Below are 15460 nucleotides of genomic sequence, written 5' to 3'. Positions count from 1 at the left end.
GCACCCGGTGACTGACTCGACCATCATCTATACGCACACCGACGAGGCCCCTGCCCTGGCGACCTACTCGTTCCTGCCCGTCGTCGAGGCCTACGCCTCGACCGCAGGCGTCACGGTCGAGCGCCGTGACATCTCCCTCGCGGGCCGGATCATCGCCAGTTTCCCGGAGCACCTCAAGGCCGAGCAGCGTATCGATGACGCTCTCGCCGAGCTCGGCGAGCTGGCCAGGACGCCCGGCGCGAACATCATCAAGCTGCCGAACATCTCGGCGTCGATCCCGCAGCTCAAGGCCGCCATCGCCGAGCTCCAGGAGCAGGGCTACGCGCTTCCGGACTACCCGGACGACCCGGGGACCGACGAGGCCAAGGACGTTCGCGCCCGGTACGACAAGGTCAAGGGCAGCGCCGTGAACCCGGTGCTGCGCGAGGGCAACTCCGACCGCCGCGCCCCCGCGTCCGTCAAGAACTACGCCAAGGCCCACCCGCACCGCATGGGCGCCTGGAGCGCCGACTCGAAGACGAACGTCGCCACGATGGGCGTCGACGACTTCCGCTCCACCGAGAAGTCCGCGGTTATCACCGAGGACGGCTCGCTCCGCATCGAGCTCCACGGCGACGACGGCACCACCACCGTGCTCCGCGAGTCCGTACCCGTCCTCAAGGGCGAGGTCGTCGACGCGGCCGTCATGCGCGTCGCCGCACTGCGCGAGTTCTTCACCGCGCAGGTCGCCCGCGCCAAGGCCGAGGGCGTGCTGTTCTCCGTGCACCTCAAGGCCACCATGATGAAGGTCTCCGACCCGATCATCTTCGGCCACGCGGTCCGCGCCTTCTTCCCGAACACCTTCGCCAAGTACGGCGACCAGCTCGCCGCGGCGGGCCTCACCCCGAACGACGGCCTGGGCGGCATCCTCAAGGGCCTGGACTCGCTGCCGGGCGTCGGCGCCGAGATCCAGGCGTCCTTCGAGGCCGAGCTCGCCGAGGGCCCCGCCCTCGCGATGGTCGACTCCGACAAGGGCATCACCAACCTGCACGTCCCCAGCGACGTCATCGTCGACGCCTCCATGCCCGCCATGATCCGCACCTCGGGTCACATGTGGGGCCCGGACGGCGACGAGGCCGACACCATCGCCGTCCTCCCGGACAGCAGCTACGCCGGTGTCTACCAGGTCGTCATCGACGACTGCCGCGCCAACGGCGCCTTCGACCCGGCCACCATGGGCTCCGTGCCCAACGTCGGGCTGATGGCGCAGAAGGCCGAGGAGTACGGCAGCCACGACAAGACCTTCGAGATCCCCGCCACCGGCACCGTGCGCGTCGTCGACGCGAGCGGCGCGGTCGTGCTGGAGCAGGCTGTCGGCGCCGGCGACATCTTCCGGATGTGCCAGACCAAGGACCTGCCGATCCAGGACTGGGTCAAGCTCGCCGTCACCCGCGCCCGCGCCACCGGCAACCCGGCCGTGTTCTGGCTGGACGAGACCCGCGCGCACGACGCCAACCTGATCGCCAAGGTCACCACGTACCTCGCCGACCACGACACCGACGGCCTGGACATCTCCATCAAGTCCCCGGTCGAGGCCACCGCCTTCTCCCTGGAGCGCATCCGCCGCGGCGAGGACACCATCTCCGTTACCGGCAACGTGCTCCGCGACTACCTCACCGACCTCTTCCCGATCCTGGAGCTCGGCACCAGCGCGAAGATGCTCTCCGTCGTCCCGCTGATGAACGGCGGCGGCCTCTTCGAGACCGGCGCGGGCGGCTCGGCCCCCAAGCACGTCCAGCAGCTCGTCAAGGAGAACTACCTCCGCTGGGACAGCCTGGGTGAGTTCCTGGCCCTCGCGGTCAGCTTCGAGCACCTGGCGACCACCACGGACAACGCGCGGGCGCAGGTCCTGGCCGACACCCTGGACCGGGCGACGGGCACCTTCCTCAACGAGGACAAGTCCCCGAGCCGTCGCCTCGGCGGTATCGACAACCGCGGCAGCCACTTCTACCTGGCTCTGTACTGGGCCCAGGAGCTGGCGCGGCAGACCGACGACGCGAAGCTCGCCGAGGCGTTCGCGCCGCTCGCCAAGACGCTGGCCGAGCAGGAGGAGACCATCGTCGCCGAGCTGATCGCGGTGCAGGGCTCCCCGGCCGAGATCGGCGGCTACTTCCAGCCCGACCCGGCCAAGGCCGAGGCGATCATGCGCCCGTCCGCCACGTTCAACCAGGCCATCGCGTCCCTCGCCTGACCTGAAGCGAGGCGGATCCGTCCGCCTCACCGTCCCGCCCCGGCAGGCCCCGTGCCTGCCGGGGCGGGGCGCGTTCGGAGCCCGTACGGGTGAAGGACCAATCCGCCGGGGCCGGGGCTCCGAATGACGACCGTGAGTATCACCCGGAAAGCCCTGACCCGCGGCGCGCTCGCCGCCCTGAGTGGACTGCTCGCGGGATTCGCCTCGCTGGCCGTCGCCGAGCTCGTCTCGGCGGCCGTCAGGCCCGAGGCGAGTCCGGTGACGGCGGTCGGCGGAGCGGCCATCGACCGGACGCCCGCCGGCGTGAAGGACTGGGCGATCCGGAACTTCGGCGAGGACGACAAGCTCGTCCTGCAACTCGGCATCGTCGTCACGCTCGCCCTCTTCGCCCTGGCCGTCGGCCTGTTGGCCCTGCGGCACCGGCGGGCCGGCTCCGCAGCCGTCCTGCTCTTCGGTGTGGTCGGCGCGGCGGCCGCCGTCAGCAGGCCGGACTCCACCGGCCTCGTGGACGGTCTGCCGTCCCTGCTGGGGGCGATCATCGGAGCCGCGCTGCTGTACGTCCTCATCGGCCGGCTCACCCGCCCGCACCGGAACACCGGCCATGAGCAGGAGCGCGCGCCGGACGACGAGCAGGACAGCGAACGGACCAACGAGCCTGAGCACGAGGCCGGTTGGGACCGGCGGGGCTTCGTGATCGCCGCCACCGCCGCGGCCGCCGCGTCCACGGCGGCCGGCGTCGTCGGCCGCGCGCTGAACAGCCGCAGCAGCCAGAACGCCGTCGCCTCCCGCGAGGCCGTGACGCTGCCGAAGCCGGCCTCGCCCGCGCAACCGATCCCGGCGGGCGCACAGCTCAGGGTCCGCGGCATCAGCCCCTTCACCACCCCCAACGAGTCCTTCTACCGGGTGGACACCGCCCTCGTGGTTCCCAAGGTCGACGCGAACTCCTGGCGGCTGCGCATCCACGGCAAGGGCGTACGCCGGGACCTGGAGTTCACCTACCAGGACCTGCTGGCGCGCCCCTTGATCGAACGCGAGATCACGCTCTGCTGCGTCTCCAACGAGGTCGGCGGACCCTACATCGGTCACGCGAAGTGGATCGGCGTGCGCCTGGCCGACCTGCTCAAGGAGGCGGGCGTCAAGCCGCCGTCCCGAGGCGGCGAGGCCGACCAGATCATCGCCCGCTCGGTGGACGGCATGACGCTCGGCACCCCCGTCGAGGACGTCATGGACGGCCGGGACGCGATGCTCGCCGTCGGCATGAACGGCGAACCGCTGCCCTTCGTCAACGGGTTCCCCGTCCGGATGCTCGTCCCCGGCCTGTACGGGTACGTCTCCGCCTGCAAGTGGATCGAGGACATCGAGCTCACCACGTTCGACGACTACGACGCCTACTGGGTGAAGCGCACGTGGGCGCGCGAGGCCCCGATCAAGACCCAGTCCCGGATCGACACTCCCAAGCCCTTCGGACGCCCGGAGGCCGGCACGGTGATGGTGGCCGGAGTGGCCTGGGCCCAGCACCGCGGCATCGAGAAGGTCGAGATCCGGGTGGACGACGGTCCCTGGCGGCCGGCGCAACTCGCCGAACAGGGCACCGTCGACACCTGGCGCCAGTGGTCCTACCCGTGGAAAGCGACCCCCGGTGGTCACACCCTGACCGTCCGTGCCACCGACGGCACCGGCGAGCTCCAGACCGAGGAGCGCACCAAGACCGTCCCCGACGGTGCGAGCGGCTGGCACTCCGTCGTGGTGACCGTCGAGTGACCGGCCGTCAGGGCCCTTCCGTGGTCGGGCCTTCGCTCTGCCTCACCGGCCGAAGACCCTCCCGAGCGCCGACGACAACCCCCCAACCGTCGGCGGAGACAGCCGGGCGCCCAGATACCCGTCCGGCCGCACCACGAACGCCGTCCCCTCCCCGGCCCCGTACTGACGCGCGAACTCACCGAGACCGTCCCGGTGGAAGGGGACCGGCGCCCCGGGGGCGGTCACGTCGGCGGGCAGAATCCAGCGTGTCTCCATCAGCCCGTGCGACAACTCCCTTGCCGCGGCGGCGAGATCGGATACCGTGTCGCCGGCCGGGTGGGTCCCGTACACCAACAGGACGTGCCCGCTCCCGCGCAGGACGTCGAACAGGCGCATCGGATACGCGGCGATGTCGCCCGTGAGGCCGCCGCAGTCCGGGGCCCGGTCCCCGGGGTACGGCACGCTCCGGTCGTCCGGGGGTTGCGGCGTCACCAGCGGGCTGTCCCGGTAGTCGATGAGCAACTGGGCCTCGCGCAGCAGCAGAGTCGCGGGGTCCCCCGGATCGGCCTGTACGCCCTCGGCGGCGTGCCGGACGGTCCGCCCGACGACCTCCTCGCCGACCGGACGGCGCTCGGCGTCGTAACCGGTGAGCACGTTCGGCCCCGCGGTGTTCCCGACCGCCAGTGCCAGCTTCCACGCCAGGTCGCAGGCGTCCTGGATCCCGGTGTTCATGCCCTGGGCGCCGGTCGGCGGGTGGATGTGCGCCGCGTCCCCGGCGACGAACACCCGGCCCAGGCCGTAGCGGTCCACCAGTCGGTGGCTGATCCGGAACACCGACGACCAGCGGAGCGCGGACGCCGTGACCGGTTCCGGGGCCAGCCGGTCCAGGACCTTCTGGATGTCGGCGAGGGTCGGCGCGGTGCCGCCCTCCAGCCCGTGGGCCACCCCGTCGCCGCCCGCCGCCCCGGACGCCTCCGCCTGCCGTGCGGCGGACAGCTCCGGCGGTACCAGCATCGACATCCGGTAGCGGCCCGTCCCCGGCAACGGGATGCAGACCAGGAGATCGTCGATCGCACCGTCGGCGCCCCGGTGCATGGAGCGCACCCCGTACCCGGGCGGCAGGCCCCAGCCCACCTCCACATCGGCGAGCATGTACTCCTCCGGGAACGCGCCGCCCTCGAAGGAGAGCCCGAGCCCCTTGCGGACCAGGCTGTGCGCCCCGTCGCACCCCACCAGGAACCGGGACCGGACCTCCTCCTCACCCCCGGACGACGTGGTCAGCCGGCTCGTCACCCCGCCGACGTCCTGGGCGAACGCCATCAGCTCGGTGGCACGCTCGATCACGGTGCCGAAACGCCCCAGGAACTCCTCCAGGACGCGTTCGGTCTCGTACTGCGGCAGCGCGGCGAAACCGTACGGCACCTCGGGTGGGAGGACCAGCTCGATCCGCCCCTCCGCCACGCGGTTCAGGTACGTCAGCTGTCCGCGCATCGGGACCGCCGCGTCCAGCACGTCCCGCACCAGGCCCATCCGGTCGAAGAGCTCCAGGGTCCGCGGCTGGACGCCCACCGCCTTGGCGTACGGCAACCGGGCCGGGAGGCGGTCCACGATGCGGCAGGAGACTCCCGATCGCCGCAGCTCGGCGGCGAGCGTCAGCCCGACCGGGCCGGCGCCCGCCACGAGTACGTCGGTCGATTCGCTGCGTGCCACCGGGGCCTCCCGCCGTGGGCCCCCCTGATTGCGCTTCCCTCCATCGTCCTGCCATCGGCCATCTCCGGCACCCGGGGCCCTCACGCCTCCGCGGGCGCGGGCGGCGGGGCCATCGCCCACCGGATCGTTTTGGTCAGGGCCCTCCCGGCGGGCCGTACACAGACCCTCTCGACCCTCGGCATCCGGGGCAGCCGGAGCTGTTCCCCGGCCCACGGCGGCAGGGCGGCCACGGCGTTGGCGGCGAGCACGGCGTACGGGGGACGGGCCGGCCAGGGCAGCGGTGGGTGTAGAAGAATGAAGCGGGCCGCGTCCAGGGCCTCCTGGGTGGCGCGCAGCTCGGGGCGGTAGGCGGCGATGCGTGTCGCCAGCTCCGCCCGGTCGCGGGGCGGGTCGGGGACGCCGAGGGCCTGGGCCACCGTCGCCATGTCGTCGATGTACCCGTCGCACCCGGCGCCGTCCAACGGCCTTGCCCCGTACCGCTGGTGGGCGCGCAGGAAGCTGTCCACCTCGGCGATGTGCACCCAGCACAACAGGTGCGGGTCGGCCGCGTGGTACGGCTCACCGGAGGACGCGACTCCGCGCACCCCCTCGTGCACGGACCGTACGCGGTCGACCGCCTCCTGGGCGTGCTCCGCCGTACCGAACGTGGTCACCGCCAGGAACGTGCTGGTCCGCTGGAGCCGCCCCCACGGGTCGCCCCGGAACCCCGAGTGGCCCGCGACGGCGGCCATGGCGAGGGGGTGCAGCGACTGGAGGAGCAGGGCCCGCAGCCCGCCGATGAACATGGACGCGTCCCCGTGCACCCGGCGCACCGGCCGGTCCGGGCCGAACCAGCGGGGGCCCGGGGTGCCATGGATCCGGGCCCGGTTCTCCGGTCCGGAGGGGCCCGCGACCCGGGCGAACAGGCTCCTGCCGAGCCGTTCCCGTACCCCGGATCCTGGCGCCGCCCTGTCCATGGGTCCCAGTATGCCGCGCGGACGTCTCGCGGGTCCGGGCTTCGCTACGGCACCCTGGCAGTCCACTCCGGCGTAGCGAACTTCGTCCGTACGAGCTCCTCCGCGCGCGCCAGCTCGTCGTCCGTCACGCTGCCCGCGGTGAGCCCGTGACGCCTGCGGAACGATTCGATCATGTGCTCGATGACGGTCTGGCGGGGGAGCCCGGTCTGCCGTCGCAGCGGGTCGACGCGCTTCTTCGCGGACCGGGTGCCCTTGTCGGACATCTTCTCCTTGCCGATCCGCAGCACCTCCAGCATCTTGTCGGCGTCGATGTCGTACGCCATGGTCACGTGGTGCAGCACGGCTCCCGGCCCGCCGTCCGGCCCGACCATCCGCTTCTGTGCGGCCCCGGCGATCTTGCCGACCTCGGTGGCGATGTCGTTGAGCGGCTGGTACCAGGCCTTGATGCCCATGTCCGCGAGGGCTTCGAGGACCCAGTCGTCCAGATAGGCGTAGCTGTCGGCGAACGACAGCCCGGAGACCAGTGACTGGGGGACGGCCAGCGAGTAGGTGATGGTGGAGCTGGGCTCGGCGAACATCGCGCCGCCGCCGGAGATCCGGCGTACGACGTTCACGCCGTGCCGTTCGACGCCCGCCGGGTCCACCTCGTTGCGCAGCGACTGGAAGCTGCCGATGATCACGGCGGGGGAGTCCCACTCCCAGACCCGCAGCGTCGGCGGCCGCAGGCCCGCCGCGACCTCGGCGGTGATGACCTCGTCCAGCGCCATGTGCAGCGCGGGCGACTGCGGGGCCTCGTGAATCAGCTGCCAGTCGTAGTCGCTCCACTCCGTGGCCTGCGCGAGCGCCCGGCGTACGGCGACGGCGACGCCCTCCGCGCTCAGCCCGAGCATCACCGTGGAGTCGGGCAGCGCCGCCTCGATCCGGGCGGCGAGCCCGGCCGTGTCGGTGTGGGCCGGGGCGCCCTCCAGTGCCGCGTCGATCGCCAGGATCGCCTCGTCGGGTTCGAGGAAGAAGTCTCCGGCGACGCGGACGTTCCGCAACGCCCCGCCCGCCACCTCCAGGTCCACCACGACCAGCTTCCCGCCGGGAACCTTGTACTCACCGTGCACAGCCATGCCTCCGCCCTCGGGTCCCGGCCCGTTGTGAGCCGGACACAAACGTCCATAACGCATGCTCGGGACCGGTTCATCCCGCCCACCCCTGGCATGATCGGCCGACATGAGCGACGCACCCCGCCACATCCTCGTCATCGGCATGGGCGCCGGCGACCCCGACCACCTGACGCTCGCCGCGGTGAAGGCCATGCGCCGGGCCGACGTCTTCTTCGTGCTGGGAAAGGGCAAGGAGAAGGACGCGCTGACCCGGCTGCGGCGGGACATCCTCGACGAACACCTCACCGGCCCCTACCGCGTCGTCGAGGCCGAGGACCCGTGGCGGGACCGCACCCAGCAGGACGCCGGGCGCTACACCTCGGCGGTGCACGACTGGCGCCACCGCCGCGCCGACATCTGCGAACGCCTGATCGTCGAGGAGCTCGCACCGGGACAGTGTGGAGCCTTCCTGGTGTGGGGCGACCCGTCCCTGTACGACAGCACCCTCGCGATCCTCGACGACATCCGAGGCCGCGGCACGGTGGAATTCGGCCACGAGGTGATCCCCGGCATCAGCAGCGTCTCCGCCCTCGCCGCCCGGCACCGCGTCACTCTGAACCGGGTCGGCCGCCCCATCCACATCACCCCCGGACGACGTCTCGCCCAGGGATTCCCCGAGGACTGCGACCTCGTCGTGATGCTCGACGGCCATGAGAGCTTCACGCATCTGACGGGCAGGGGGTGGTGGATCCACTGGGGCGCCTACATCGGGACCCCGGACGAGATCCTGGTCTCCGGCCCGCTCGACGAGGTGGCCGGCCGGATCAGCGGGCTGCGCGCGGAGGCCCGCGAACGGCACGGCTGGATCATGGACACCTATCTGCTGAGCCGAACGCCCGGCGCGGGCGGCGACTGACGGTCGATGACCGACGGGTCCACGTCGAGGCGCGGGCGGCGAGGGCCTCCGCACCTCGTCGTCGGACCGACAGGGGTGTCAGGGGTGTCAGCGCCGGGTCTCGTGCGCTCTGATCATGCCGAGCCCGTGCCCCAGGCTCGGGCATTCGGCGGTGAGGTCGTCGCCCCGCACCAGATAGTTGTGCACCCGGCCGTCGGCCGGTCGTTCGATCGCGCGATACAGCGTGCCGTTCACGGTGATCGTCCAGTCGTCGCCGTCCTGGGCCCACCCGACTGTCTTCTTCATCTGGCGTTTTCCGTTTCCTCGGTCGGCCTCGCCGCGGGTCGGCGGCCGTGTAGTGGGAAGAAGAACGGCTTGTGACGCTCGGTGGTTCCGCAGTCCCTACGCCATTCGGTTACATCTGTGTCACTGTCACGTCCAGTGGACGCGTCCGACCTGACTGGCGGTCAGCACGCGGCTGACGAACGGCCGAACGAGCGGAGAACGTGCGTGGCTCGGCGCGGTGTCCTGCCGCGACGGAGTCGACCCGGAGTCGGGGGGAGTACGCCGACCCGTGTCTCACGTCACCGTCCGAAGTGTGCACAACGGTGTGCGCGGGCCGGGCGTCCGCTTAGGCTGATCGGCGCAGCTGGTTCGCCCTGTCCGCCAGGCAGGGTGTCGTAAGAGGGAACCCGGTGGGAATCCGGGACTGCCCCGCAGCGGTGAGTGGGAACGACCGCCGTCATACGCACTGGGCCCGGCCGGGTCTGGGAAGCGACGGCCATTAGGTGTCTGCCCCGGCAGACGTGCCCGCGAGTCCGAAGACCTGCCCGTTGCCCGCACGCGACTGTTCGCGTGCGGAGATCTCGGTGACCTCGTGGGCGGGTCGGCGTAACCATCCGGCGGACGGACACGGTTCCCCGTGTCCCGGTCTCCGCCCGATGCGTCACCCCTTCGCGTCCGCGTCCCGTCCCGGGATCTGTCCCGCAGACACGCTCGCGAAGGAGAGTCACGTGACAGCGAAGCCCGCAGCCGCGGCAGCACGGGCCACCGTGTACGGCTACCCCCGCCAGGGTCGCAACCGTGAACTGAAGAAGGCCATCGAGGGCTACTGGAAGGGCCGCGTCGACGCTGACGCCCTCCGGGAGACCGCCGCCGAGCTCCGCAGGGGAACCTGGCAGCAGCTCGCCGAGGCCGGAGTCCACGAGGTGCCGACCGGTGATTTCTCGTACTACGACCACGTCCTGGACACCAGCGTCATGGTCGGTGCCGTCCCCGAGCGGCACCGTGAAGCCGTCGACGCCGACGCCCTCGACGGCTACTTCGCCATGGCCCGCGGTACGCAGGACGTCGCCCCGCTGGAGATGACGAAGTGGTTCGACACCAACTACCACTATCTGGTGGCTGAGTTGGGGCCCGACACGGTGTTCACCGCCGACTCCGCCAAGCAGGTCGCGGAGTTCCAGGAGGCACTCGCCCTCGGTCTGACGCCCCGGCCGGTGCTGGTCGGACCCATCACCTACCTCCTGCTCGCCAAGGCGGCCCCCGGGGTGGCGGCGGACTTCGAGCCGCTGACCCTGCTGGACCGGCTGCTGCCCGTGTACGCCGAGGTCCTCGCCGACCTGCGCGCGGCGGGCGCCACATGGGTGCAGCTCGACGAACCCGCACTCGTCCAGGACCGCACCCCGGGCGAGCTGAACGCCGCCGCCCGCGCCTACCGCGAGCTCGGCGGACTCGCCGACCGGCCCCAACTGCTGGTCGCCTCCTACTTCGGGCGGCTCGGCGAAGCGCTCGCGGTCCTGGCCAAGGCCCCCGTCGACGGGCTGGCCCTGGACTTCACCGAGTCCGGCGCGGGGAACCTCGACGACCTCGCGGCGGCCGGCGGACTGCCCGGCAAGCGCCTGGTCGCCGGTGTCGTGAACGGCCGCAACGTCTGGATCAACGACTACGAGAAGTCACTCGCCACCCTCGGCACCCTCCTCGGCCTCGCCGACCGGGTCGACGTCTCCGCCTCCTGCTCGCTGCTGCACGTCCCGCTGGACGCGGACGCCGAGCACGGAATCGACCCGGGGATCGCCCGCTGGCTCGCCTTCGCCCGGCAGAAGACCGAGGAGATCGTCGTCCTGGCCCGCGGACTGGGCGGCGGCACGGACACCATCGCGGCCGAACTCGCCGTCAACCGAGCCGATCTGGCCTCCCGCACCGACGCCGCGCTCACCCGCGACCCGGCCGTCCGCGCCCGCACGGCGGCCGTCACCGACGCGGACGGCCGCCGTTCCCAGCCGTACCCGGAACGTGCCGCCGCCCAACGCGCCCACCTCGGGCTGCCGCTGCTGCCGACGACCACCATCGGCTCGTTCCCGCAGACCACCGAAGTGCGCACCGCGCGCGCCGACCTGCGGGCGGGGCGGATCGACGAGGCCGGCTACGAGGAGCGCATCAAGGAGGAGATCCGCGAGGTCCTCTCCTTCCAGGAGAAGGCCGGATTGGACGTCCTGGTGCACGGCGAGCCCGAACGCAACGACATGGTCCAGTACTTCGCCGAGCAGCTCACCGGTTACCTCGCCACCCAGCACGGCTGGGTGCAGTCCTACGGCACCCGATACGTCCGGCCGCCGGTCCTCGCGGGCGACATCTCGCGCCCCGAGCCGATGACGGTGCGCTGGACGACGTACGCGCAGTCGCTGACCGCACGCCCCGTCAAGGGCATGCTCACCGGCCCGGTCACCATGCTCGCCTGGTCCTTCGTCCGCGACGACCAGCCGCTCGGCGACACCGCCCGCCAGGTGGCCCTCGCCCTGCGTGACGAGGTGAACGACCTGGAGGCGACCGGCACTTCGGTGATCCAGGTCGACGAGCCCGCGCTGCGCGAGACACTGCCGCTGCGGGCGGCCGGGCACGCCGCGTACCTGGAGTGGGCGACGGAGTCCTTCCGGCTCGCCACCTCCGGGGTGCGGCCGGACACCCAGATCCACACCCACATGTGCTACGCGGAGTTCGGCGACATCGTCCAGGCCATCGACGACCTCGACGCCGACGTCATCAGCCTGGAGGCGGCCCGCTCCCATATGCAGGTCGCCCGCGAACTGGCTGCCCACGGCTACCCCCGCGAGGCGGGACCCGGCGTCTACGACATCCACTCCCCGCGCGTCCCCAGCGCGGAGGAGGCGGCGGCCCTGTTGCGCAAGGGACTTGAGGCCATCCCCGCCGAGCGCCTGTGGGTGAACCCCGACTGCGGCCTGAAGACCCGCGGGTGGCCCGAGACCCGGGCCTCCCTGGAGAACCTGGTCGCCGCCGCGCGGGAGATCCGCGCGGAGCTGCCCACCGGAGCGGCGTGATCAAGGCCCGGTGCGGGAGCGGTCACCACCGCTCCCGCAGCGGGCCCTGCCCGTACGGCTCCGGAGAGGGCACCCTCGGCCGGGACCTGGCTCGACGTGGCTGCGCAGGCAGGCAGGGCGCCGCCGCACTCGCACCGGCATGGGCCGTCGGCTCCGTCCCGACTACGCTCGGGGGAACGGTAGTTCGGACGCCGGTGGATCGCCCCGTACGGCGGGAACGCATTCTTTGGCACGGCTGGAGTTAGGTTAGCCTAACCGGCGAATACCCGGTTGTGGATCTTTCCGTGACCGGTGCCGCCCCGCGCGCGGGGCGGCACACCCGCACGACCGCCGCGCACTCCGACCGAAGGACTTCGCCATGTTGCGTGCTCAGGGCCTGCCGTCCTGCGAACTCCCCGTGGAGCGTGGGGTGTGAGCGACGGTACGCAGCCGGCTCCCGGCCCGGTAGGTCCGCGGGAAGGTCTTGTCGCGGGCGGTGCGCACGGGCCAGGCCGGCTACGGGCCCTCACCGCGATCGTCCTGGACGCGCTGGAGAAGGCGGCCCCGGCCCGGGGCGGCCCGCTGCCCGCCGGAGGACCCGAGGCCGTGGCCCTGAACACCCTCGCCCTCTGCACCCCGGTCCTGCCGGAGGAGGGCATCGGACCCGAGGCCGCGCTCGGGGACCTGGTCCGCGCGGTCGCGGAAGGGGCCGCCGATCCGGCCGACCCCGTCTGCGTCGCCCATCTGCACTGCCCGCCGCTCGCCGTCGCCGTCGCGGCGGACCTGGCAGGGGCGGCCCTCAACCCCTCCATGGACTCCTGGGACCAGGCGCCCGCCGCCGGGGTGATCGAAGAGCTGACCACGTCCGCACTGGCCCGACTGGTCCACCCCTCGGCCCCCGCCCCCGACGCCCTCATCACCAGCGGCGGCACCGAGTCCAACCTGGTCGCCCTGCTCCTCGCCCGGGAGCGGGCAGCCCCCGGCACCCTCCGGGTGGTGACCGGTGCCAACGCCCACCACAGCGTCCACCGCGCCGCATGGATGCTCGGTCTGCCCGCCCCCGTGGTCGTGGCCTGCCGCGACGGCCGGATCGACCCGGCCGCCCTCGACGACGCCCTGGCCGCCCTCGCCGGAGCGCCGCTGCTGGTCGTCGCCACCGCGGGGACCACCGACGAGGGGCGCATCGACCCGCTGCCGGAGATCGCCCGCGTCGCCGAGCGGCACGCGGCCCAGCTCCACGTCGATGCCGCCTACGGCGGTCCGCTGCTGTTCAGCGAGCGGCTGGCCCCTCTGCTCGCGGGCCTGGAGCACGCCGCCTCCGTAACCTTCGACCTGCACAAACTCGGCTGGCAGCCGGTCGCCGCCGGAGTGCTGGCCGTCGCGGACACCACGATGCTCGCGCCGCTGTCCCTACGTGCCGACTACCTCAACGCCGACGACGACACCGAGGCTGGACTCCCGGATTTGCTGGGCCGCTCGATCCGCACCACCCGGCGCCCCGACGCCCTGAAGATGGCGGTCACCTTCCGGGCGCTCGGCCGCCGGGGGCTCGGCGAACTGGTGGAGCACTGCGTGCGTACGGCACAGGAGTTCGGCCGGGCCGTCGACGCCCGCCCCGCGTTGCGCCGCCGCCCCGGCGACATCGGGATCAGCACCGTACTGTTCCGCCCCGCGGTGGCCGACGCGCTGCCGGACGAGGCGGGCGACGCCGTGGTCGCCGCTGTCCGCCGTACCCTGCTCGCCGAGGGACGCGCCGTCCTCGGCCGTGCGGTGGCTGAAGACCGCGACGGCCGACGCCGCCTGTGGCTGAAGGCCACCCTGCTGCACCCGGACGCGGCGACCGCCGACCTGCTGCCCCTGCTCGACCTCGTCACGGCGGCGGCGGACCGTGCGGTGACCGAAGCCCGGCCGGCCGAAGATACCGATGCCCCCGGGGCGGAAAGGCTGTCGCCATGACGCTGACGACGCGCACGACGCGCCCGGGGCGGCCCCCCGCCGCCCCAGCGACCCCCGCCGGAGGAACCCGATGACGCCCGGACCGCGCACGCCTCCCCTCGACCTGCTGGGAGTGGGGGCAGGGCCCTTCAACCTCTCTCTCGCCGCGCTCGCCGACGGCGTCCCCGGGCTGCGCACCGTCTTCCACGAGCAGCGCGCCGCCTTCCACTGGCACCCCGGGCTGCTGATCGAGGGCGCAACGCTCCAAGTGCCCTTCCTGGCCGACCTGGTGAGCCTCGTCGAGCCCACCAGCCCCTGGTCCTACCTCAATTACCTCAAGATCCGCCGCAGGCTCTTCCCCTTCTACTTCGCCGAGCACTTTCACATCCACCGCTCCGAGTTCGACAACTATCTGCGCTGGGTGAGTACCGAGCTTCCCGCCACCCGCTTCGGCCACCGGGTCGACACGGTGGCCTGGGACCCCGGACAGGACGCGTTCGCCGTGGAGTTCACCCGGCTGGGACCCGACGGGGAGACGCTCACCACCGGGCTCGCCCATGCCCGCAACCTCGCCCTCGGCGTCGGCACGGCCCCCCACGTCCCCGAACCGCTGCGGGAGCTGGTCCGGGACCCGGCCGCGGTGGTGCTGCACTCCGCCGACTATCTCTCCCAGCGGAACCGGCTGCTGGCCGCCCACCACATCACCGTCGTCGGCTCGGGCCAGTCGGGCGCCGAGGTCCTGCTGGACCTGCTGCGGTCCCGGCCCGAGGGGGCGGAGGGGCTGACCTGGCTGGCCCGTACGCCGGCGTTCGCGCCCATGGAGTACAGCAAGATCGGCCTGGAGCAGTTCACCCCCGACTACACCCGCTACTTCCACGGGCTTCCGCAGGCGACCCGGGACCGGCTCCTGCCCCGTCAGTGGCAGCTGTACAAGGGTGTCAGCGGGGACACGCTCGGGGACATCCACGACGAGCTGTACCGGCGCAGCCTCGGCGGAAGCTGGCCCGACGTCACCCTCACCCCCGGCATCGAGGTCACCGGCGCTGCCGCCACCGGGGCGGGGCGCATCGAGCTGGGCGTCGAGCACCGGCAGCAGGAGGCGCGCGGCCGGCTCGTCACGGACGCCGTGGTCCTCGCCACCGGATACCGGGAGCGCCCCGTCGACACGCTGCTCGCCGCTCTCGACCCGTACATCGTCCGCGACGAGGCAGGGCGTCCACAGGTCGACGCGGCCCAACGGCTCGTTCTGGCACCGGAGACAACCGGTTCCGTCTTCGTGCAGAACGCCGAACGGCACACGCATGGCGTCGGCGCCCCGGACCTGGGCCTGGCCGCCTGGCGTTCGGCCGTCATCGTCAACGCGCTGACGGGCAAGGAGTTCTACCCGCTGCCCGAACGCACCGCCTTCACCACGTTCGGCCTCGGCGCGCAGGACCGTGACGACCGGGATCCCGCGTCACGTCCGGCCGAGGAACACCGGTGACGACGGTGCCGGAACGGCCGCGGGCCGCGCGGTGGGGTTCACCGTGCGGCCCGGGGCGGGGTGTTTGCCGGAGGGGTCAGCCCTTGCGGGTGTTGATCTCTTC

The 15460-nt window shown here is 72.3% G+C and carries 10 protein-coding genes and 1 riboswitch; of the genes, 6 read left to right on the top strand and 4 right to left on the bottom strand.

Annotation, left to right across the window (positions count from 1 at the left end):
* Positions 1-7: 7 nt before the first annotated feature.
* Both ACIQRW_RS06680 and ACIQRW_RS06675 read left to right on the top strand, forming a co-directional pair.
* Positions 8-2230 (top strand): NADP-dependent isocitrate dehydrogenase, encoded by a 2223-nt coding sequence (locus tag ACIQRW_RS06680; protein ID WP_403755393.1) that lies wholly within the window; start codon positions 8-10, stop codon positions 2228-2230.
* A 123-nt stretch (positions 2231-2353) separates the two neighbouring features.
* Positions 2354-3991 (top strand): molybdopterin-dependent oxidoreductase, encoded by a 1638-nt coding sequence (locus tag ACIQRW_RS06675; RefSeq protein ID WP_403755390.1) that lies wholly within the window; start codon positions 2354-2356, stop codon positions 3989-3991.
* A gap of 42 nt (positions 3992-4033) precedes the next feature.
* Here the strand turns inward: ACIQRW_RS06675 and ACIQRW_RS06670 are convergent, their stop codons facing one another.
* The 3 genes from ACIQRW_RS06670 to ACIQRW_RS06660 all read right to left on the bottom strand — a co-directional run bounded on the left by ACIQRW_RS06670 (position 4034) and on the right by ACIQRW_RS06660 (position 7745).
* On the bottom strand, positions 4034-5680 hold the full coding sequence (locus ACIQRW_RS06670; protein WP_403755387.1) for an FAD-dependent monooxygenase: 1647 nt from the start codon (positions 5678-5680) through the stop codon (positions 4034-4036).
* Between the two features lie 80 nt (positions 5681-5760).
* Positions 5761-6636 carry an oxygenase MpaB family protein gene (locus ACIQRW_RS06665; RefSeq protein ID WP_403755385.1) on the bottom strand — a complete coding sequence of 292 codons (876 nt, stop codon included), beginning with the start codon at positions 6634-6636 and terminating at the stop codon, positions 5761-5763.
* Positions 6637-6680: 44 nt separating this feature from the next.
* Positions 6681-7745, bottom strand: coding sequence for a biotin/lipoate A/B protein ligase family protein (locus ACIQRW_RS06660; protein WP_403756390.1), 1065 nt, complete (start codon positions 7743-7745; stop codon positions 6681-6683).
* Positions 7746-7854: 109 nt separating this feature from the next.
* On the opposite strand from ACIQRW_RS06660, the gene cobF reads away from it, so the two are divergent.
* Positions 7855-8643 carry a precorrin-6A synthase (deacetylating) gene (gene cobF, locus ACIQRW_RS06655; protein WP_403755382.1) on the top strand — a complete coding sequence of 263 codons (789 nt, stop codon included), beginning with the start codon at positions 7855-7857 and terminating at the stop codon, positions 8641-8643.
* Positions 8644-8730: 87 nt separating this feature from the next.
* Here cobF and ACIQRW_RS06650 read toward each other — a convergent pair whose 3' ends face one another.
* The gene (locus ACIQRW_RS06650) at positions 8731-8928 is read right to left on the bottom strand and encodes a hypothetical protein (protein ID WP_398069365.1); all 198 of its coding nucleotides are present in this window, start codon (positions 8926-8928) and stop codon (positions 8731-8733) included.
* Between the two features lie 327 nt (positions 8929-9255).
* Positions 9256-9471, top strand: a riboswitch (cobalamin riboswitch).
* A gap of 164 nt (positions 9472-9635) precedes the next feature.
* On the opposite strand from ACIQRW_RS06650, the gene metE reads away from it, so the two are divergent.
* From metE to ACIQRW_RS06635, 3 genes are all read left to right on the top strand, one after another.
* Entirely contained in the window at positions 9636-11960 is a 2325-nt protein-coding gene (gene metE, locus ACIQRW_RS06645; RefSeq protein ID WP_403755379.1) for a 5-methyltetrahydropteroyltriglutamate--homocysteine S-methyltransferase, read from the top strand.
* Between the two features lie 411 nt (positions 11961-12371).
* A complete protein-coding gene (locus tag ACIQRW_RS06640; RefSeq protein ID WP_403755376.1) occupies positions 12372-13895 on the top strand; it encodes a pyridoxal phosphate-dependent decarboxylase family protein in 1524 nt (507 codons plus the stop codon).
* Positions 13896-13965: 70 nt separating this feature from the next.
* On the top strand, positions 13966-15357 hold the full coding sequence (locus ACIQRW_RS06635; protein ID WP_403755373.1) for a lysine N(6)-hydroxylase/L-ornithine N(5)-oxygenase family protein: 1392 nt from the start codon (positions 13966-13968) through the stop codon (positions 15355-15357).
* Positions 15358-15460: the final 103 nt, after the last annotated feature.

The sequence above is a fragment of the Streptomyces sp. NPDC091287 genome, from assembly GCF_044768525.1.
Classification (GTDB): Bacteria; Actinomycetota; Actinomycetes; order Streptomycetales; family Streptomycetaceae; genus Streptomyces.
Note: the sequence above shows the minus strand (reverse complement) of the source record. Positions and strands in the feature narration are given on the sequence as shown.

Excerpts from the sequence above, each read along its gene's own strand:
- cobF (WP_403755382.1), top strand. The coding sequence starts at position 7,855 with ATGAGCGACGCACCCCGCCACATCCTCGTCATCGGCATGGGCGCCGGC.
- ACIQRW_RS06665 (WP_403755385.1), bottom strand. The coding sequence starts at position 6,636 with ATGGACAGGGCGGCGCCAGGATCCGGGGTACGGGAACGGCTCGGCAGG.
- ACIQRW_RS06675 (WP_403755390.1), top strand. The coding sequence starts at position 2,354 with ATGACGACCGTGAGTATCACCCGGAAAGCCCTGACCCGCGGCGCGCTC.
- ACIQRW_RS06635 (WP_403755373.1), top strand. The coding sequence starts at position 13,966 with ATGACGCCCGGACCGCGCACGCCTCCCCTCGACCTGCTGGGAGTGGGG.
- ACIQRW_RS06650 (WP_398069365.1), bottom strand. The coding sequence starts at position 8,928 with ATGAAGAAGACAGTCGGGTGGGCCCAGGACGGCGACGACTGGACGATC.